General features: G+C 70.1%; 16 protein-coding genes. 7 read left to right on the top strand and 9 right to left on the bottom strand.

What is annotated here, in order from left to right; translation table 11 throughout:
* The first annotated feature begins 265 nt into the window (after positions 1-265).
* On the top strand, positions 266-3,070 hold the full coding sequence (locus ABZ855_RS10735) for a penicillin acylase family protein (protein ID WP_360804279.1): 2,805 nt from the start codon (positions 266-268) through the stop codon (positions 3,068-3,070).
* Between the two features lie 61 nt (positions 3,071-3,131).
* Here ABZ855_RS10735 and ABZ855_RS10740 read toward each other — a convergent pair whose 3' ends face one another.
* Together ABZ855_RS10740 and ABZ855_RS10745 are read right to left on the bottom strand one after the other, a co-directional pair.
* Positions 3,132-4,568, bottom strand: coding sequence for a serine-threonine protein kinase (locus ABZ855_RS10740; protein ID WP_360804282.1), 1,437 nt, complete (start codon positions 4,566-4,568; stop codon positions 3,132-3,134).
* 80 nt (positions 4,569-4,648) lie between these two features.
* Positions 4,649-5,887 carry a DUF1343 domain-containing protein gene (locus ABZ855_RS10745; RefSeq protein ID WP_360804285.1) on the bottom strand — a complete coding sequence of 413 codons (1,239 nt, stop codon included), beginning with the start codon at positions 5,885-5,887 and terminating at the stop codon, positions 4,649-4,651.
* 197 nt (positions 5,888-6,084) lie between these two features.
* On the opposite strand from ABZ855_RS10745, the gene ABZ855_RS10750 reads away from it, so the two are divergent.
* Genes ABZ855_RS10750 through ABZ855_RS10760 form a run of 3 tightly spaced genes read left to right on the top strand, consistent with a single transcriptional unit; the run spans position 6,085 to position 9,193 of the window.
* Positions 6,085-6,849, top strand: coding sequence for an SDR family oxidoreductase (locus tag ABZ855_RS10750; protein WP_360804884.1), 765 nt, complete (start codon positions 6,085-6,087; stop codon positions 6,847-6,849).
* Entirely contained in the window at positions 6,846-8,549 is a 1,704-nt protein-coding gene (locus ABZ855_RS10755; protein ID WP_360804288.1) for an AMP-binding protein, read from the top strand. Before ABZ855_RS10750 ends, ABZ855_RS10755 begins: the two co-directional genes overlap by 4 nt.
* Positions 8,550-8,599: 50 nt before the next feature.
* Complete coding sequence (locus tag ABZ855_RS10760) at positions 8,600-9,193, top strand: TetR/AcrR family transcriptional regulator (RefSeq protein WP_319208409.1); 594 nt, start codon at positions 8,600-8,602, stop codon at positions 9,191-9,193.
* A gap of 166 nt (positions 9,194-9,359) precedes the next feature.
* On the opposite strand, the gene ABZ855_RS10765 is transcribed toward ABZ855_RS10760, so the two are convergent.
* From ABZ855_RS10765 to ABZ855_RS10775, 3 genes are all read right to left on the bottom strand, one after another.
* Positions 9,360-10,610 carry an acyl-CoA dehydrogenase family protein gene (locus ABZ855_RS10765; RefSeq protein WP_360804291.1) on the bottom strand — a complete coding sequence of 417 codons (1,251 nt, stop codon included), beginning with the start codon at positions 10,608-10,610 and terminating at the stop codon, positions 9,360-9,362.
* A gap of 6 nt (positions 10,611-10,616) precedes the next feature.
* The gene (locus ABZ855_RS10770; protein WP_360804887.1) at positions 10,617-11,660 is read right to left on the bottom strand and encodes a phosphotransferase family protein; all 1,044 of its coding nucleotides are present in this window, start codon (positions 11,658-11,660) and stop codon (positions 10,617-10,619) included.
* A 181-nt stretch (positions 11,661-11,841) separates the two neighbouring features.
* A complete protein-coding gene (locus ABZ855_RS10775; protein ID WP_360804294.1) occupies positions 11,842-12,144 on the bottom strand; it encodes a hypothetical protein in 303 nt (100 codons plus the stop codon).
* Positions 12,145-12,339: 195 nt separating this feature from the next.
* On the opposite strand from ABZ855_RS10775, the gene ABZ855_RS10780 reads away from it, so the two are divergent.
* Positions 12,340-13,281, top strand: coding sequence for an NADP-dependent oxidoreductase (locus ABZ855_RS10780; protein ID WP_360804297.1), 942 nt, complete (start codon positions 12,340-12,342; stop codon positions 13,279-13,281).
* Between the two features lie 113 nt (positions 13,282-13,394).
* Here the strand turns inward: ABZ855_RS10780 and ABZ855_RS10785 are convergent, their stop codons facing one another.
* The 4 genes from ABZ855_RS10785 to ABZ855_RS10800 are packed head-to-tail and all read right to left on the bottom strand — an operon-like array spanning position 13,395 to position 15,579.
* Positions 13,395-13,718 carry a DUF202 domain-containing protein gene (locus ABZ855_RS10785; RefSeq protein ID WP_360804300.1) on the bottom strand — a complete coding sequence of 108 codons (324 nt, stop codon included), beginning with the start codon at positions 13,716-13,718 and terminating at the stop codon, positions 13,395-13,397.
* Positions 13,715-14,107, bottom strand: a complete 393-nt coding sequence (locus ABZ855_RS10790; protein ID WP_360804303.1) for a DUF202 domain-containing protein — start codon at positions 14,105-14,107, stop codon at positions 13,715-13,717. The genes ABZ855_RS10785 and ABZ855_RS10790 overlap by 4 nt, the downstream gene beginning before the upstream one ends.
* A gap of 11 nt (positions 14,108-14,118) precedes the next feature.
* Positions 14,119-14,643: an NUDIX domain-containing protein gene (locus ABZ855_RS10795; RefSeq protein ID WP_360804306.1), complete on the bottom strand. Its 525-nt coding sequence runs from the start codon at positions 14,641-14,643 to the stop codon at positions 14,119-14,121.
* A 42-nt stretch (positions 14,644-14,685) separates the two neighbouring features.
* A complete protein-coding gene (locus tag ABZ855_RS10800; protein WP_360804309.1) occupies positions 14,686-15,579 on the bottom strand; it encodes a DMT family transporter in 894 nt (297 codons plus the stop codon).
* A gap of 412 nt (positions 15,580-15,991) precedes the next feature.
* On the opposite strand from ABZ855_RS10800, the gene ABZ855_RS10805 reads away from it, so the two are divergent.
* Positions 15,992-16,942 carry a hypothetical protein gene (locus ABZ855_RS10805; RefSeq protein ID WP_360804312.1) on the top strand — a complete coding sequence of 317 codons (951 nt, stop codon included), beginning with the start codon at positions 15,992-15,994 and terminating at the stop codon, positions 16,940-16,942.
* A 71-nt stretch (positions 16,943-17,013) separates the two neighbouring features.
* On the top strand, positions 17,014-18,588 hold the full coding sequence (locus ABZ855_RS10810) for an APC family permease (protein ID WP_360804315.1): 1,575 nt from the start codon (positions 17,014-17,016) through the stop codon (positions 18,586-18,588).
* The last annotated feature ends 317 nt before the right edge of the window (positions 18,589-18,905 follow it).

The raw sequence follows: 18,905 nt of genomic DNA on the forward strand, positions 1-18,905 counted from the left end.
CGTCAACGGCCTTAAGCCGTCCGCCGGACCACCCTTCACGGTTACCTCCCGCACCTGTCAGCCTTCTGTGCAACACCTGTTGAGCACGGGCGCCGGACCGCGTCTGCTTCCAGCGCCGCGAAGTGCCCCCGCACTCCTCCAACGCAATTCCTGTACCACGTTGTTCAAAAGTGACGCATGTTCATCTTCAATCGCGGGGATACCGGCGGTAACCTCTGGCCCACTCCGTTCGGAGTGGCCCACCCCCCGGTCCGGAGGAGCTGCCATGTCACGGCGCACCCCAGGCAACACCGTCGATAGAACCTTCGACAGACTGAGAACTCCCGGCGGACTCTTCGGGTTCCTGAAGACCGCAGCCGTATGCACGCTCATTGCGGGTCTTTTGTCGCCCCTTTCCCCCATGTCCCCGGCGACCGAGGCCCACGCCGCAGCGTCCAACGACTACTGCGGAGCCCAGTGTTCCGACATCCTGCCGCCCGGCCAGAACGGCAACGCGACCCTCGCGCAGATCCTGCTCAACCAGGCCTTCGGGTCCCAGCCGGAGCACGCCGAGGACCAGCTCGCGCCCTATGCCAACCTGGCCACGGGCTACTCCGGACTCACCAACGCGACCATCAACAACTTCTTCAACGACGCCTCGTTCGGGGTCCCCGCCGACCAGGTCGCCTCCACCCTCGCGCCGGCCGGCCGCACCGACGTGACGATCGTCCGTGACAAGAAGACGGGTGTGCCGCACATCACAGGCACCACCCGTTACGGCACCGAGTTCGGCGCCGGGTACGCGGCGGCGCAGGACCGCCTCTGGCTGATGGACGTCTTCCGGCACGTCGGACGCGGCCAGCTCACCCCCTTCGCGGGCGGCGACCCCTCCAACCAGGGCCTCGAGCAGGAGTTCTGGCGCCACGCCCCCTACACCGAGGCCGACCTCCAGGCCCAGATAGACAACGCGGTCGCCAGCAACGGCGCCCGCGGCCAGCAGGCCCTCGCCGACGTCAACGCCTACGTCGCCGGCATCAACGCCTACATCGACGCCTCCGACAGCGGCCGCTACTTCCCCGGCGAGTACGTCCTCACCGGCTGGAAGGACTCCGTCACCAACGCGGGCACCATCCAGAAGTTCAAGCCCACCGACCTGGTCGCGCTGGCCTCCGTGATCGGCGCGCTCTTCGGCTCCGGCGGCGGCGGCGAGGTCAACAACGCGATCTCACTGATGGCCGCCCAGTCCAAGTACGGCGTCACCGAGGGCACCAAGGCCTGGGAAGCCTTCCGCGAACGCAACGACCCCGAGGCCGTCCTCACCGTCCACAACGGCGAGAGCTTCCCGTACGCGACCCCGCCCGCCGACCCGCAGGGCGAGGCCCTGCCCGACGCCGGCACGGTCGCCGAGGAACCGATGGTGTACGACCGTACGGGCAGCGCCGCCACCGCGACCGCGACCAGCACCACCGGCACGGCAACGGCCACCGCCCTCACCTCCGCCAAGCGCGGTATGTCCAACGCCCTGGTGGTGAGCGGCGCCAAGACGGCCAGCGGCCACCCGATCGCCGTCTTCGGCCCGCAGACGGGCTACTTCGCCCCCCAGCTGCTCATGCTCCAGGAGATCCAGGGCCCGGGCATCAGCGCGCGCGGCGCCTCCTTCGCGGGGCTGAGCATGTACGTCGAACTCGGCCGCGGCCAGGACTACGCGTGGAGCGCGACGACCTCCGGGCAGGACATCATCGACTCGTACGCGGTCGAGCTGTGCCAGGACGACGTCCACTACCTCTACCACGGCACCTGCACCGCGATGGAGAAGCTGGAGCAGACCAACGCCTGGAAGCCGACCACGGCCGACGGCACGGCAGCCGGCTCCTACCGGATGCAGGTCTACCGCACCAAGTACGGCCCGGTGACCCATCGGGCCACGGTCGGCGGCAAGAAGGTTGCCTACACCACCCTGCGTTCCTCCTACATGCACGAGGCCGACTCGATCATCGGCTTCCAGATGCTCAACGACCCGGACTACGTGAAGAGCCCGGCGACCTTCCAGTCCGCCGTGCAGCACATCAACTTCACCTTCAACTGGTTCTACGCCGACTCCACCCACACCGCGTACTACAACAGCGGCGACAACCCGGTGCGCGCGAGCGGAGTCGACGCCGAGTTCCCGGTCTGGGCGCAGTCCGCGTACGAATGGCGGAACTGGAACCCGACCACGAACACCGCCGACTACACACCGCCCTCCGCCCACCCCAACTCGGTCGACCAGGACTACTACATCTCCTGGAACAACAAGCAGGCCAAGGACTACACCACCGCGTCCTGGGGCAACGGTTCCGTCCACCGCGGCAACCTCCTCGAGGACCGGGTCAAGAAGCTCGTCGCGGCGGGCGGAGTGACACGGGCGCAGCTGGTGAAGGCGATGGCCGACGCCGCGCTCGCCGATCTGCGGGCCGAGGACGTGCTGCCGAAGCTGCTGCGGGTCATCAACAGCTCGACGGTCACCGACTCCACGGCCGCGGCGGCCGTCAGCAAGCTGTCCGCGTGGGTGACGGCGGGCGGCAAGCGCACGGAGACGTCGGCGGGTTCGAAGACGTACGCCAACGCCGACGCGATCCGCATCCTCGACGCCTGGTGGCCGCTGCTGGTGCAGGGCGAGTTCCAACCGGGCCTCGGCAACGACCTGTACACAGCGATCACCGCCAACCTCCCCGTCGACGAGGCACCCTCGGCCGCACACGGCCCGACGGGGGCGCACGCGGGAAGTTCCTTCCAGTACGGCTGGTGGAGCTACGTCGACAAGGACATCCGGGCGATCCTCGGTGACCCGGTGCAGGGCGGGCTGACGCAGAAGTACTGCGGCGGCGGCACGCTCAGCGGCTGCCGGGACGTCCTGATCAGCACCCTGAAGACCGCGGCGGGCAAGACGGCCGCCCAGGTCTACCCCGGCGACACGCTGTGCGCGGCGGGCAACCAGTGGTGCGCCGACTCGATCGTCCAGCGCACCCTGGGAGGCATCAAGCACTACAACATCAGCTGGCAGAACCGGCCGACCTTCCAGCAGGTCGTCGAGTTCACCTCACACCGGTGACAGCTGATGACCGACAGCAGATGACTGACAGCCGGTAACGGCTGGGATGTTCGGCGGCGGGTCAGTGGATACGGCCCGCCGCCAGCACCAACCGGGCGAGTTCCGGATGACATATGTCGCTGTGGGCTCCCGACGGGGGCCCACCGCGCTTCACCACGGCCGCCGCGTCCACGTTCACACACCCGTTCGCCGGCAGCCGCGCCGGCGCGAGAGCGTCCGCGAGCGTCAACTCGACGGTCCCCGGCACCGCTTGGACACCGTCGTGGCCCATCGCGCCCCACTCCGGTCCCAGCGCCTCCGCCACATCGACGCCCGCGAAGGACCGGTCGGCGGCGAGCACCCCCTGACTGTCGTGCGCCATGCGCGAGGCCAGCGGATAGAACGTGCCGAGCGCCCCGTCGAACTTGGAGTAGCAGCACACCACGGGCCCGTCGACACGCTTCTGCCGGCCGTGCAGCGCCCCGCCCGTAAGCGGTTCGTGCGGCAGCCGCTCCGCGAACGCGTAGTGCGAGAAGGCCCCTTGGAGCAGCGTCAGCGACTTCACCGTGCTCACGTCCGCGGGCAGCCCACGCAGCGCGAACGACACGAGCCGCGCGCCGAAACTGTGCCCGACGAGATGCACCCGCACCCCGGGCGCCGCCTCGGCGAGCTGCCCGATCAGCGGCCCGAGCCCCCGCTCCCCGACGGTTCCGGCCCGCCGCTTCATGGCGTAGTACGTGGCCTGCCGCAGCAGTTCCTTTCCGCCCTCCCAGGGATTGGGCAACTTGGGCAGTTTGGGCAGCTTCGGCAGTTTGGGCAGTGCGAACTCCGCGACAGCGCCCGGGGGTTCGTCCGGTTCATCCCCGGTCAGGGCCAGGGCGAACTCCTCGCAGACCTCCGCCGTGCTTCGTGCGAACATCTCGGGGTCGCCCTCCGGCTCGCCGTCCGTCTCGCCGTCCCTGCGCAGGAGGTCCGCCGCGAACCCCGTCTGCGGGGCCTCGGGCGACACCTCGACCAGCAGCCGCACCAGCCCCCCGAACTCCTCCAAGGCCCGGTCGCCCTCCGGCTGTTGCTCCAGCAGCCGGGCGATCTGCTCGACGACCGTGGCCCTCCCGGGGAAGGTCTCGAGCAGTGCCTGCCGGGTGTCCTTGTCGAGCCCGGGTCCCTCGGCGGCAGCCGGCAGGGCGCCGGTGGCGGTGGCGATCGCGGTCGCGGTCGTCGACCGCGGGAAGTCGGGGATCGGCTCGTCCGTGAAGCGCATCGACGGCCACACCACACCGACATAACCGATCCTCGCGGTCGGGGGCGCGAACGCCGGGACCTCCGAGAAGAACCTGCTGTAGAGCCCGGTCGCCGTGGACCGGTCGTTGTTCCAGCCGTGCGCGAAGACGATGAGATCACGGACCTGACGAGGCCCCACCTCCGCGAACAGCCGGTCGCGTCTGCGCGCGTCGGTGTCGCCGTCCGCGTCGAACGTCAGCTCCCAGTAGGGAGAAACACTCATTTCCTGTTCCGCCATGACATACCCCGTCCCCCGTGGCGTTGTCTGATGTGGGGCGTATCGTCCCGCTGCCGGGCGGAGTTGGCCATACGTCACGCTCACTTGTAGATGAGGTATTTCCTCCGCGTGCGCCTGAACTCCGCCAACTCCTCCTGCCAGCCCGCCACGACCTCGTCGGTGTCAGCGCCCGCGTCGATCATCGTGCGTACGCGAGTGGAGCCGGTCAGCTTGTCGATCCAGTTGTCGGAGCGCCAGGTGAAGCCGCTCCAGACCCGCTTGGCGGTCACCAGCAACCCGACTCCGGTACGCACCGGGTCGTAGGCCGCCCGGTCGTGCACATGGAGCTGTACGCCGCCGATGGTCTTCCCCTGGAACTTGGAGAAGGTCGGCGCGAAGTACGCCTCCCTGAAGTGCACGCCCGGCAGCCCGAGTTGCTCCGCCGCGACGGCCCACCGTCGGTCGATGCCCTCGGCGCCGAGCAACTCGAACGGCCGGGTCGTACCGCGCCCCTCCGAGAGGTTCGTCCCCTCGAAGAGGCACGTCCCCGAATACACCAGCGCGGTGTCGGGCGTCGGCATGTTCGGGCTCGGCGGCACCCAGGGCAGCCCCGACGCGTCGTAGAACTCCGACCGCTTCCACCCCGACATCAGTACGGCGTCCAGCTCCACCGGCGCGGTCAGGAACTCGCCGTTGAACAGCCGCGCCAGCTCCGCCACCGTCATCCCGTGCGCCTGGGCGATCGGCTGCCGCCCGACGAACGTCGCGAACTCCCGGTGCAGCACGGGTCCTTGGGCGGCCCGTCCGGTCACCGGGTTCGGCCGGTCCAGCACCAGGAAGGGCTTGCCGGCGAGCTGGGCCGCCTCCATGCAGTCGTAGAGCGTCCAGATGTAGGTGTAGAAGCGGGCGCCCACGTCCTGGATGTCGAAGACGACGATGTCCACGCCGGAGGCGGTGAACACGTCGGCGAGCGGACGGCCGCTCTTGAGATACGTGTCGTAGACGGGGAGACCGGTCACCGGGTCGTCGTAACGGCCCTCGGAACCACCGGCCTGCGCGGTACCCCGGAAGCCGTGCTCGGGGCCGAAGACGGCGGTCAGGTTCACCCGGTCGTCCGCGTGCATGACGTCGACGATGTGGCGGACGTCCCGGGTGACGCCGGTGGGGTTGGTGACGAGGCCGACTTTTTTGCCGGTGAGGGGTTTGTAGTTCTTGGCGGTGAGGTTCTCGAAACCTGTGCGGAGGTGTTTTGGGCGGTGTTGGGTGGGGGTTGCTCCGCAGGAGGCGAGGGATGTGGCTGCTGCTGTTGCTGTCAGGAGGCCGCGTCTTGACAGGGGCATGGGGGTTCCCTTGGTGAGGCGGTTCGGGTGGTAGTGGCACCGTATGTGCTTCCGCCCGTAGTTCGTAGGGTGCGGGTGCGTTGTGGCTTGTCGCGCAGTTCCCCGCGCCCCTGGCGGGGTTGCCGGTACCCCTTTCTTGCTACATACCGACCGGTTAGTCTGGGCGGACTTGGAGCCGTTCAGCGTCGAAGGGACCGATCGTGGGTGTCGTGCAAGGGGCCGGAGTCGTCGTCACCGGAGCCGGGGGTGGGATCGGGGCTGCTCTGGCCCGTCGGTTCGCCGCTGAAGGGGCCCGAGTCGTGGTCAACGACCTCGATGCCACGCGAGTCGAAGCCGTCGCCGAGGAGATAGGTGGGATCGCGGTGGTCGGTGACGCCTCCGCCATCGTCGGTGAAGCCCGGGCCGCGCTCGGTGGGACCGTCGATGTCTACTGTGCGAACGCCGGGCTTGCCTCGGGTGGGTCCGAGGCGGCCGAGGAGAAGGTCTGGGAGCTCGCCTGGGACGTGAACGTGATGGCGCACGTCAGGGCGGCCCATGAGCTGCTGCCGGAGTGGCTGGAGCGCGGCAGCGGGCGTTTTGTGTCCACCGTGTCCGCCGCCGGGCTGCTCACCATGATCGGCGCGGCGCCCTACAGCGTGACCAAGCACGGTGCCTACGCCTTCGCGGAGTGGCTGTCGCTGACGTACCGCCACCGAGGGGTCAAGGTGCACGCCATCTGCCCGCAGGGCGTACGTACGGACATGCTGGCCGGCACCGGCAGCGCGGGTGATCTGGTGCTCACGCCGACCGCGATCGAGCCCGAGGCGGTCGCGGAGGCGCTGTTCGAGGGGATCGAGGAGGACCGGTTCCTGATCCTGCCGCACCCCGAGGTCGCCGACTACTACCGGGCACGCGCCGCCGACCCCGACCGCTGGCTGACCAGCATGAACCACATCCAGCAGAAGTGGGAGGCCACCCGATGACCGACTCCGACACCGAGATCGCGGCCGACTCCGGCTCCCGGTACGCGGCGCAGCCCTGGCTGGGTCTTCTCGACGAGGTCCAGCGCGGGCCCGTCAGCCCGGACGACTCGCTCGTCCACGCGCTGCGCCGGACCGCCGCCGAGGTCCCGGACCGCACCTTCCTCGCCTACTTCGACGGGCGGCTCAGCCACCGCGAGGTCGACGAGCTGAGCGACTCCGTCGCCGGATACCTCGTCACCCGGGGGCTGGAGCGCGGCGACCGGGTCGCCGTCCTGCTCCAGAACTCGCCGCTGTTCGTCCTCGCCGTGCTGGGGGCCTGGAAGGCGGGCGCGACCGTCGTCCCCGTCAACCCGATGTACAAGTCGGGGGAGGTCACGCACGTCCTGCGGGACGGTGACGTGGCCGCGCTGATCTGCTCCGACCGGGCCTGGGAGTCGTACCTGAGGGAGACGGCCGCGGACTCTCCGGTGCGGATCGTGCTCACGGGCTGCGAGCTGGACTTCCAGAGTCGTGGCGACACGCGCGTGCTCGCGTTCGAGCGGCTGCCGCAGGCCCCGGACGCCGAGGACCTGACGGCGGTCGCCCGGTACGGGCACCAGGCCCCCGACGCCGGCGATCGTGATCCGCGCCCCGACGACATCGCGCTGATCAGCTACACCTCCGGTACCAGCGGCGCCCCCAAGGGGGCCACCAACACCCACGCCAACATCATGTACAACGCGGAACGGCAGCGGACCGGCCTCCCGCTGCCCGAGGCGCCCGTGTACTTTGCGCTGGCGCCCCTGTTCCACATCACCGGCATGGTGTGTCAGCTCGGCGCGAGCCTGAACAGCGCGGGCACGCTGGTGCTGGCCTACCGCTTCGAACCGGGTGTCGTCCTGGACGCGTTCGCCGAGCACCGCCCCCACTACACGGTCGGGCCGTCGACGGCCTTCATGGCCCTGGGCGCCCATCCGGCCGTCACGCCCGACCATTTCTCGTCCTTCCGGCACATCTCCTCGGGTGGCGCCCCGCTGCCGCCCGCCCTCGTGGAGAAGTTCCGGGCCGGCTTCGGCCCGTACATCCGCAACGGCTACGGCCTCACCGAGTGCACCGCCCCCTGCGCCTCCGTACCGCCCGCCCTGGAGGCCCCCGTCGACCCCGTCTCCGGCACCCTCGCCGTGGGCGTGCCGGGCCCCGACACCGTCGTACGGATAGTCGACGAACAGGGTGCCGAGGTTCCCTTCGGGGAACAGGGCGAGATCGTCGTCCGGGGGCCACAGGTGGTGCCCGGCTACTGGCGGCTCCCGGAGGCCACCGCGGAGACCTTCCCGGAGGGGGAGCTGCGCACCGGCGACATCGGGTTCATGGACGCCGAGGGGTGGCTGTACGTCGTCGACCGGAAGAAGGACATGATCAACGCGTCCGGCTTCAAGGTGTGGCCGCGTGAGGTCGAGGACGTCCTGTACACCCATCCGGCGGTACGTGAGGCAGCCGTCGTGGGTGTGCCCGACGGGTACCGCGGGGAGACCGTGAAGGCGTACATCAGCCTGCGCCCGGGTGCCGAGGGGGACCCGGACGCGCTCGCCGCGTACTGCAAGGAGAGACTGGCCGCGTACAAATACCCGAGGCAGGTGGAGATCCTGCCCGACCTGCCGAAGACGGCGACTGGAAAGATCCTCCGTCGGGAACTGCGTTCCCGGTCGACGGACTCTCTGTAAGCGACCTCGGTAAGCAACTCAGTGGAACGTGGGGAAGGCTGGTGGCGGTAGTGCCCAGGACGACGGACGGCGACGGTACGCCCGTCCCGCAGCGGCTGCTGGCCGCCGCCACCCGGCTCTTCGCTGAACAGGGGTACGACCGTACGTCCGTCCAGGAGATCGTCGAGGCGGCCGGGGTCACCAAGGGGGCGCTGTACCACTACTTCGGGTCCAAGGACGATCTGCTGCACGAGGTGTACGCGCGTGTGCTGCGTGTCCAGCAGGAGCGGCTGGACGCGTTCGCGAACGCGGACGCGCCGGTGGAGGAGCGGTTGCGGCGGGCCGCGGCGGATGTCGTGGTCACGACCATCGAGAACCTCGACGACGCGATGATCTTCTTCCGCTCGATGCATCATCTGAGTCCGGAGAAGAACAAGCAGGTGCGGGCGGAGAGACGGCGGTATCACGAGCGGTTTCGGGCGTTGATCGAGGAGGGGCAGGAGGCGGGGGTCTTCTCGCGGGCGACCTCAGCGGATCTGGTGGTCGACTACCACTTCGGCTCGATCCATCACCTGTCGACGTGGTACAGCCCGGAGGGGCCCCTGAGCTCGACAGAGGTCGCCGACCAACTGGCGGACCTTCTGCTGCGAGCGCTCCGCCCGTAGGGGTGGTTTTCCTCGCCCCCGCCGCCCCTGCCCGTCCCATCCCTGGAAGCTGCGCCCCCAGACCCCCGCTGGGTATGTCAGCCCCTCCGGCGTTTGAGGAGCGGGGGTTCGGGGGCGGAGCCCCCGAGACGGATGGGACGGGTAGGGGCGGCGGGGGCGAGAGAAACTACACGTACCGCTTCAGCTCGCGTCGCGCCAGCGACCGCTGGTGCACCTCGTCCGGACCGTCCGCCAGCTTCAGGGTTCGGGCGCTCGCCCACAGCTCCGCCAACGGGAAGTCCTGACTCACCCCACCCGCCCCGTGCAACTGAATCGCCTTGTCGATGATGTCCACCACCGCCCGCGGCGTAGCGATCTTGATCGCCTGGATCTCCGCGTGCGCCCCCTTGTTGCCCACCGTGTCCATCAGCCACGCCGTCTTCAGCACCAGCAGCCGCAACTGCTCCACCGTGACCCGCGCGTCCGCGATCCAGTTGTGGACCACACCCTGCTGAGCCAACGACTTGCCGAAGGCCGTCCGCGAGACCGCCCGGCGGCACATCAGCTCGATCGCCCGCTCCGCCATCCCGATCAGCCGCATGCAGTGGTGGATACGGCCGGGCCCGAGCCGCGCCTGCGCGATGGCGAAGCCGCCGCCCTCCTCGCCGATCAGGTTCGAAGCCGGCACCCGCGCCTCGTCGAAGACGACCTCGGCGTGGCCGCCGTGCGAGTGGTCCTCGTAGCCGAACACCTGCATGGCCCGCTTGACCGTGACCCCGGGGGTGTCCCGGGGGACCAGGATCATCGACTGCTGGCGGCGGATGTCGGCGCCGCCCGGGTCGGTCTTGCCCATGACGATGAAGATCTGGCAGCGAGGGTTCATCGCCCCGGAGATGTACCACTTGCGGCCGGAGATGACGTAGTCTCCCCCACTCTCGGCTCCGCTCGAGCGGGAGGTGCCCCCATCGTCCCGCCGGATGTGGGTCTCGATGTTCGTCGCGTCGGACGAGGCCACCTCGGGCTCGGTCATCGCGAACGCCGAGCGGATCTCCCCGGCAAGAAGCGGCTCCAGCCACTGCTTCTTCTGCTGCTCGTCGCCGAACTGCGCCAGCACCTCCATGTTGCCGGTGTCCGGCGCCGCGCAGTTCAGCGCGGTCGGCGCCAAGTGCGGGGAACGGCCGGTGATTTCGGCGAGGGGGGCGTACTGGAGGTTGGTGAGGCCGGCGCCGTGCCGGGCGTCGGGCAGGAAGAGATTCCACAGGCCCTGGCTGCGGGCCTCGGCCTTCAACTCCTCGACCACGGCCGGGGTGTCCCACGGCGAGGCCAACTGCCCCCGCTGCTCGTGCTCGACCTGTTCGGCCGGATAGACGTACTCGTCCATGAAGGCGAGGAGTTTGGCGCGCAGTTCCTCGGTGCGCGCGTCGAACGCGAAGTCCATGACGGGTCAGCCTTCCTGGAGACCTGAGTGAATGGTGGTCAGGCCGTGCTCGATGAAGACGGGAACCAGATCCCCGATGCGGTCGAAGCCCGCGCCGACCGTCTGGCCCAGCGTGTAGCGGTAGTGGATGCCCTCCAGGATCACGGCCAGCTTGAACCAGGCGAACGCCGTGTACCAGGAGACCGCCGAGACGTCCCGCCCCGAGCGCGCCGCGTACCGCTCGATCAGCTCGGCGGGGGAGGGGTGCCCGGGGGCCTCGGCGGTGGTCGAGACGACGGAGCCGGCCGCGCCCAGCGGCATGCTGTACATCACCAGCAGGCCCAGGTCGGTGAGCGGATCTCCGAGCGTCGACATCTCCCAGTCGAGGATCGCGTTGATCTTGTCGTCCGCGCCGATCAGGACGTTGTCGAGCCGGTAGTCGCCGTGCACGATCGCGGGGGCGGGGGAGTGGGGGAGGGCTTGGCCGAGTGCTGCCCGCAGTTCGTCGATGCCGGTCAGCTCGCGGTTGCGGGAGGCGTCCAACTGCTTGCCCCAGCGCCGCAGTTGCCGGTCGAGGAAACCCTCGGGACGGCCGAAGTCCCCGAGGCCCACCGCCGCGGCGTCCACCGCGTGGAGTTCGACGAGCGTGTCCACCAGCGAGAGCACCACGTCCCGGGTGCGGGCCGGGCCGATCGGGGCGAGCTGGTCGGACGTACGGTACGGCGTGCCCGGCACGAACTCCATGACGTAGAAGGGCGCTCCGGGCGCCGCCCCGTTCTCCGGGTCCTCGCACAGCAGCACCGGGCGCGGGACCGGCACGGCCGTCGGATGCAGGGCGCTGATCACCCGGTGCTCGCGCCGCATGTCGTGCGCGGTGGCCAGGACATGGCCCAGCGGGGGCCGTCGTACGACCCAACGGGTGGTGCCGTCGGTGACCGCGTAGGTGAGGTTCGACCGGCCGCCCTCGATCAGCCGGCCGGTCAGCGGGCCTTGCACGAGTCCGGGGCGTTCGCCGTCGAACAGGCCGCGCAGCCCGTCGAGATCGAGACCTGGCAGGTCTTCCGGGGGCATCATCGCTCCTACGCGTACGGAAACAGGACCTGCCTCATGATGCCGACCGGTCGGTATGTCGTCCAGTGGGTGAGCGAAAAGTGACCGGCGTCTCGCTTCCGGTCTGCGGAAGGAGACGCCGGTCGGGCAGGGCATTCGAACAGGGGGCTCGGGGAGTGGCGTCAGTGGGCGGCGGTGGTGGTCAGTGGTCGTCCCAGTGGCCCTCGTGCTCGGCGTGCCGGTGGCCGTCGTGCAGATAGTCGACGTGGTCGCCGTGCGGGACGCTCGGGTGTCCGCAGTCGTCTCCGTGCGCATGGTCGTGGGTGCCGTGCGCCACGTGCTCGCCGGGCTCGCACTCGTCCCAGTGGTCGCTGTGCGCGCGGTGCAGATGTCCGTCGTGCGCGTAGTCCACGTGGTCACCGTGCGGCACCTCGGTGTGGCCGCAGTCCGGGCCGTGGGTGTGCTCGTGGGTCGGGTGTTCCTGGTGGAGGGTGGGGGTGCTCATGCTGCTCGCCTCCGGCATTCGGGGGTACGGGGACACAGGGGTACGGGAGGGGGAGTGCGGGGTGTCCGCGGTGAACCGTGAGTTGTGACGCCGTCGGACAGGTTGTCATGCTATGCGCCCATATCGGGCTATTCGACTTGCGTGGCGTGCGCGCACCCCGGAAGGTCGGGCGTGAGGAATCGGAGGACCAGACATATGAAGGCCATCACCTACAGCCGGTTCGGCGGCCCCGACGTCCTGGAGTACACCGAGGACGCCCCGGACCCCAAGGTCGGGCCCGACTCCGTGCTGATCAAGGTGCGGGCGGCGTCGGTCAACCCGGTGGACTGGAAGTGCCGCGAGGGCTACCTCGACGGTCTCCTGGACACCGTCTTCCCCGTGACGCCGGGCTGGGACGTCTCCGGGGTCGTGGTCCGTCCGGGTGTCTCCGTCTCCGAGTTCGCCGTGGGTGACGAGGTCATGGGCTACGTACGCGAGGACTTCCTCTCGCGCGGCACCTTCGCCGAGTACGTCGCCGCCCCGGTGCGCACCCTCGCCCGCAAGCCCCGCAACGTCTCCTTCGAGGAGGCGGCCGGGCTGCCGCTGGTCGGGCTCACCGCCTATCAGGTGCTCGCCAGGTCGCTCGCCGTCCGTACGGGTGAGACCGTCCTCGTGCACGCGGCGGCGGGTGGGGTCGGCTCTGTCGCCGTCCAGCTGGCCCGCCGCCACCTGGGCGCGGCGCACGTCATCGGCACGGCGAGCACGCACAACCACGACTACGTGCGCGAACTGGGCGGCGAACCGGTGACGTACGGCGAGGGCATGGCCGAGCGGGTACGGAAACTGGCCCCTGGCGGGGTCGACGCGGTGTTCGACACCGTCGGCGGTGACACGCTGAGGGATTCCGTGGAGCTGCTGGCTCCCGGGGGGCGACTGGTGTCGGTCGCGGATCCGGACGTCGTCGGTCTCGGGGGGCGCTACTACTTCGTACGGCCCGACGCGGTGGATCTCGCGCACATCGCCGATCTGGTCGAGCAGGAGGTGTTCTCGTTGCATGTGTCCGAGATGTTTCCGCTGGAGCGGGCGGCGGAGGCGCATCGGCGGAACGCGGAGGGTGGTACCAGGGGCAAGATTGTTGTGACGGTTGACTGGGTGTGAGGGTGCGGTAGGGGGTGGGGGGCTTTGGCTGCGGGTGGGTGGGGGCTGGTCGCGCAGTTCCCCGCGCCCCTGTCGGGCCCCTTCGGGGCCCTCAAGGGATCAATGCGGAACCCCTAGAGGAGCAGTGCTGCTCCGCATGCTGCCAGGGTCAGTGTGCACAGGGCCGCTGCTGTGGCCAGGTGGGGGGCCAGGGGTGGTGGGGGCTCGTCGGGTGGGGTCGCGAGGGCGCGGATGCGGTGGTGGGCCACGGTCAGGAAGCACAGCCACAGCGCGCAGCACATCGCGCAGACCGTGACGCCGGCCGCCGACGGGCCCTCGTGCAGCGCGGTCTTTCCGGCGAGCACCGCGGCGACGGTGCCCGACAGCGTCGTACGCCGCCACGCCAGCCTCGTCCGCTCCGGTTGCAGACCGGGATCCCGTGCCCCCGCCTCGCTCATCCGTCCCCCCGGACCAGTACGACGACCACCATGGCGACCGCGACCACGGCGACCGCGAGGCTCAGCAGTGCCGGGAAGCGGGACACCGGCAGGTCCACGCCCCGCCGCATCGCCCGTTCGCACCGTACCCAGTGGTTGACGGCCCGCAGCGAGCACAGCACACCGGCGGCCAGCAGTGCGAGCGCCAGTCCCACCCGCCAGGCCCAGCGCAGGTCGGGCAGGAACTGGTCCACGGCGAAACCGCCGCCGATCAGCGCCAGCGCGGTACGCAGCCAGGCCAGGAAGGTGCGTTCGTTGGCCAGGGAGAAGCGGTAGTCGGGGGTGCTGCCCTCCTCGGCGATCCCCTGGGGGGCGAACCACAGGCGGACGTTCCGTGCGAAATCGATCACGTGTAGGAACCTTACGGGTTGCCGGCCGAGCGGTACGCCTTGAGGCGCTCGTACGCGTCCAGGCCGTCCGGCACCCACTCCCACTCGCCCAGCCGCCGTTCCACCTCGTCCTCCGGCAGGAACGCATGCCAGGCGACCTCCTCCACCTGCGGGTGGACGGGCAGGTCGCAGCGGACCTCGTACACCGCCGACCACCAGGTCCGGCCGGCGCCGTCGTCGTACAGGAACTTGAAGAGGGGCTCGGGGCGGGGCAGGCCCGTGACGCCGAGTTCCTCCTCGGCCTCCCTCAGGGCCGCGAGGTCGTACGACTCGCCCGCGCCCACGACGCCCCCGACGAACATGTCGTACAGGGAGGGAAAGACCAGCTTGGTGGGGGTGCGGCGGTGGACGAAGACGCGGCCCTCGGCGTCCCTGGCCTGGATGAAGACGCAGCGGTGGCGCAGCCCGCGCGCGTACGCCTCGCCCCGGGGCGACTGGCCGATGACCTCGTCGTTCTCGTCGACGATGTCGAGGATCTCGTCAGCGGGAGTGTTCATGGCTTCCATCCAAGCCCATCCCGCGCTTCCGCTGTACGGCGATCAGCTGGGCTGGAGGTCGCGGCTGGGTCTGCTCGGTGTGCTGCCGCTCGGCATCGCCGGGTGGAGGCCCAGCAGGACGATGCCCACGACCACCGCCGCGAGCCCCGCCGCCTCCCAGGCCAGGGCGCCGGTGTCGGTGCGCAGCCGGTCGCCGAGGAAGCCGACCCCGCAGACGATGCCGGCCAGGGGCTGGGCGGCCGTGAGCGCCGGGAGGGACATGCGCAGCGGCGCGGTCTCGAAGGCGCTCTGGACCAGGATCAGGCCGGTGAGACCGAGGAGGAGCACGGCGTACGGCTGCCAGCCGGTGAGGAGGTGGGGCAGGCCGCCCGCCGAGAAGCGCTGGCCGCTGACCCGCGTGAGGGCGTCCTGGACGCCGTAGAGGAGGCCCGCGGCCAGGGCCAGCAGTACGGGGCCGGCGCTGAGGCGGGAGCGTTTCGCGTACGTCGTGAGGAGCAGGGCGAGGCCCACCATGGTGCCGATGATCAGCCAGTGGCGCACCGGGTCGGTGACGGCCGTGCCGCCGCGCGGTTCGCCCGCCACGATGAACGCGGTCACCCCGCCCGCGAGGAGCAGGAGGCCGGCCCAGCCCTGGCGGCCCAGTGGCTGCTTGGTCTGCCTGCGGGAGAGGGCGAGCGCGAAGAGCAGGTTCGTGGCGAGGAGTGGCTCGACCAGGGAGACCTCGCCCTGGCTCAGCGCGATCGCGCCCAGCACCATGCCCGCCACCATCAGACCGATGCCGCCGAGCCAGCGGGGCACCCGCATCAGGTCCAGGAGCAGCCGCGGGGAGAGGAAGTCGCTCAGGGGTGCCTGCCGGGCCGCGTTCTGCTGGAGGACGAAACCCAGGCCCAGGCAGCACGCGGCGCTCACGGCGAGAGTCAGAACCAGAACGGACACGCGGATACCTCGATGACAGGGCGGATTGTGGGGTGTGGTAAAGGCCGACTGTAGTCGTCCCCGGTCGGTCCCGCCCTGGGGATGTGACGGAATCGTGCGGTCGTCCGGGTCACGTTCGGGTCCGGTCCGGGTTCCCTCCGGGACGCGTACGAATCCCGGAGGGAGCCCGGTTCCGCGTTCGGTGGGGGTGTCGGTGTCGCGACTTAGCGTGATCTCGGTCGTGTTGATGGGGCGTGCCAGGGTCTGTCGTTCGGCAGGTCAACTGTCCTGGACGGATGGGTAATTGACACGTGTCGTATCCATTTCCGGCCTTGACGTGAAGCTCTCGTGGAGGGTTTGCTGTCGGTGATCAACCGATGGCCGTCGTTCGACCGCCGTCAGCTAACCGCGTCGTGTGAGGAAGTTCCCCGCGGTGTCTCCACCTCCACCACCTCTGGGCCGGGGCCGCAGGCGCGCAGCCCAGGCCTTCGACGCGGCGCTCGACGACACGGAACTCGTCGCCGCGCGCACCGCGCTGGCCCAGGGGCGCTGGCAGGCCGTCCGCGCGCTGCTCGCCACGACCGGCGACGACTGGGACCGCCGGGGGCACCGGATCACCGTCCTCGCGCTGGAGTCCGGTACCGCGGCCTGGGCCCGCGACTGGCTCCTGGCCGAACCGGAGTCCGCCGACGCCGCCGTCCTGCTCGCCGCGGCCACCGTCCAGCGGGCCCTCTCGGGCAAGGACAAGCCGGTCCGGGCCCGGGAAGCCTGCCATGCCGCCGCCGAGCTCGCGCCCGCCGACCCCACGCCCTGGCTCGGGCTGCTCCAGCTGGAGCGGACCATGGGGCCCGAGGAGACCGTCGTCCAGCTCTTCGACGAGGTCCGGCACCGCTACCCGGACCATCACCAGGCCCACCATCTGATGGTCGCGCGCCTCGCCGAACGCCGTACCGACGCCGGACAGGACCCGCTGCACGAGGTGTACGACTTCGCCCACTGGGCCGTCGAACAGGCCCCCGCCGACTCGCCGTTGGCGATTCTGCCGGTCGTCGCGCATGCCGAGCGCTACCGCGTCCTGGCCGCCGCCGGTCTGGAGTCGACCGATCCGGCGTCCTCCGGGCACTGGGTCGGGCGCCGGGCCCGCCAGGTGATGAAGGCCGCGTTCGACTGGTGGCTGGAGTGGGAGCGCGACGACCATCCGCGCCGGCTGATCGACCTCAACTTCCTTGCCCACGCCAAGTTCTGCGAGGGCCGGGGCGCGGAGGCCGCCGCGCTGTTCCACCGTATCGGCCCGCACCAGACGCCGGACCCGTGGTCCTACCCGGACCGTGATCCGCACACCGCCTTCCGTGCCGCCCGCGCCAGCGCGCTCGGCACGGTGTAAGTCCCCACGCAGTACTGGAAACACCTTCGCACCACCGAAACTCCGTACGCCCCCGAAAGGACAACCCCGCGATGACGACGGGCAGTTCGAGCACAAGCAGACCAGGCGCCGACAGCAGTAGCGGCAGCAGCGGCGGCAACAGCAGCGGTATCAGCACGTTCAAGGGGCAGGAGCGGGCGCTGCGCGCCGACCGCCTCGGCACCGGGGGGCTGCTGCTCTCCGTGCTGGCCGCGACCGCCCCTCTCATGGTGGTCGCGGGTGTCATGCCCACCACATTCGCGGTGATGGGCATCGTCGGCCAGCCCCTCCTCTTCGTCCTCCTCGGCGTCGTCCTCGTCCTCTTCAGCGTCGGGTACGCCGAGATGAGCCGCCACGTCCACAACGCGGGCGCCTTCTACGCGTACATCTCGCGCGGTCTCGGCGGCACCGCCGGGGCGAGCTCCGCCATGCTCGCGCTCGTCGCCTACAACGCGCTCCAGGTCGGCATCTACGGCATCTTCGGGTTCGAGGTGTCCGGGCTGTTCTCCACCTACCTGGACACCGAGATCGCCTGGTGGATACCGGCGTTGCTCGCCGCGCTGGCCGTGGGCGCACTCGGCTGGCTGAAGATCGACGTCAACGCGCGCGTGCTCGGCGTGCTGATCGTCATCGAGGTCGCCCTCGTCGTCATCTTCGACATCGCCGCCGTCGCCGACCCGGCGAAGGAGGGGCTGTCGCTGCACGCCTTCAACCCGGACACCCTCACCGGGGCGGGCGTCGGCACCGCCCTGTGCTTCTGCATCGCCGCCTTCACCGGCTTCGAGCAGGCCCCCGTGTACGCCGAGGAGACCAGCCGGCCGCACGTCCTGGTCCCGCGCGTGATGTTCCTCGCCGTCAGCTTCGTCGCCGTCTTCTTCGCGATCAGCTCGTGGGCGTTCACGGTCGCCGCCGGTCCCTCGGCGATCATCGGCACCGCGCAGAAGGAGAGCGCGGGGCTGCTGTTCACCCTCACGGAGTCCCGCCTCGGGGGAACGTTCACGGACGTCCTGCACGTTCTGTTCGTGACGGGCATGTTCGCGGCGCTGCTCAGCTTCCACAACGTCGTCGCGCGGTACGCGTTCGCCATGGGCCGCGAGGGGCTGCTGCCCGCGACCTTCGGCCGCACCACCGGCGCGAGCGGCGCCCCCGGCACGGGTTCGCTTCTCCAGACGGTGGTGGCCGTCGTGATCGTCGCCGCCTTCGCGGTCTCCGACGACGGACCGGTGGGCGACCCGACGACTCCCGTGCTGAAGCTGTTCACCTGGTTCGGCAACATCGGAGCCCTCGGCGTGATCCTGCTGATGGCGGCGGCCTCCCTCTCCGTCATCGTCTTCTTCGTCCGCCGCGGCGCCGCGAGCGCCCAGGCCTGGCGACTGGCCACGGCCGCGCTCTCCGGTGTCGCGCTGCTCGTCATCGCCTTCTACACGATCAAGGACTTCGACATCCTGGTCGGTACGGGCCCGGACTCCTCCCTCAACTGGCTGCTGCCCGGCATCATCGTCGCCGCCGTGCTCCTCGGCCTGGTCCAGGGCCTGGTCCTGCGAACCACCAAGCCCGAGGTACACGGCCGGATCGGCCTCGGCAACGAGGCGTTCCAACTGGAGAAGGCGGCGGACTCGGCGTCCTGAACGCCACGTCTCCACCGCCGCGCCCCGACCGGAACGGGAGAGCGGACTCGGCCTTTTGAACACCGCCTCACCGCCACCGCACCCCGACCGGAACGGGAGAAACGGCGCCGGAAGTCTGACGCGCACCCGCGATCCCTGGCTCGAGAGGGGTCGCGGGTGTTCGAATGGACAGGTGAACTCCGAACGACCCGAACGTCCAGAACGGACCGAGTGGTCCGGCCGACTCGAGCGGTCCGGCCGACCTGAACGGTCCGGCCGACCCGCACGGTCCGCCGAACCCAGGCGGTCCGATGACCCCGGGGGGTCCGATGGCCCCG

Source organism: Streptomyces sp. NPDC047042, from assembly GCF_040644035.1.
In the GTDB taxonomy this organism is placed as follows: Bacteria; Actinomycetota; Actinomycetes; order Streptomycetales; family Streptomycetaceae; genus Streptomyces.

Bases quoted from the DNA above. Each gene is read 5' to 3' on its own strand.
- ABZ855_RS10735 (WP_360804279.1), top strand. From the start codon at position 266: ATGTCACGGCGCACCCCAGGCAACACCGTCGATAGAACCTTCGACAGA.
- ABZ855_RS10740 (WP_360804282.1), bottom strand. From the start codon at position 4,568: ATGGCGGAACAGGAAATGAGTGTTTCTCCCTACTGGGAGCTGACGTTC.
- ABZ855_RS10745 (WP_360804285.1), bottom strand. From the start codon at position 5,887: ATGCCCCTGTCAAGACGCGGCCTCCTGACAGCAACAGCAGCAGCCACA.
- ABZ855_RS10755 (WP_360804288.1), top strand. From the start codon at position 6,846: ATGACCGACTCCGACACCGAGATCGCGGCCGACTCCGGCTCCCGGTAC.
- ABZ855_RS10765 (WP_360804291.1), bottom strand. From the start codon at position 10,610: ATGGACTTCGCGTTCGACGCGCGCACCGAGGAACTGCGCGCCAAACTC.
- ABZ855_RS10770 (WP_360804887.1), bottom strand. From the start codon at position 11,660: ATGCCCCCGGAAGACCTGCCAGGTCTCGATCTCGACGGGCTGCGCGGC.
- ABZ855_RS10775 (WP_360804294.1), bottom strand. From the start codon at position 12,144: ATGAGCACCCCCACCCTCCACCAGGAACACCCGACCCACGAGCACACC.
- ABZ855_RS10780 (WP_360804297.1), top strand. From the start codon at position 12,340: ATGAAGGCCATCACCTACAGCCGGTTCGGCGGCCCCGACGTCCTGGAG.
- ABZ855_RS10785 (WP_360804300.1), bottom strand. From the start codon at position 13,718: ATGAGCGAGGCGGGGGCACGGGATCCCGGTCTGCAACCGGAGCGGACG.
- ABZ855_RS10795 (WP_360804306.1), bottom strand. From the start codon at position 14,643: ATGAACACTCCCGCTGACGAGATCCTCGACATCGTCGACGAGAACGAC.
- ABZ855_RS10810 (WP_360804315.1), top strand. From the start codon at position 17,014: ATGACGACGGGCAGTTCGAGCACAAGCAGACCAGGCGCCGACAGCAGT.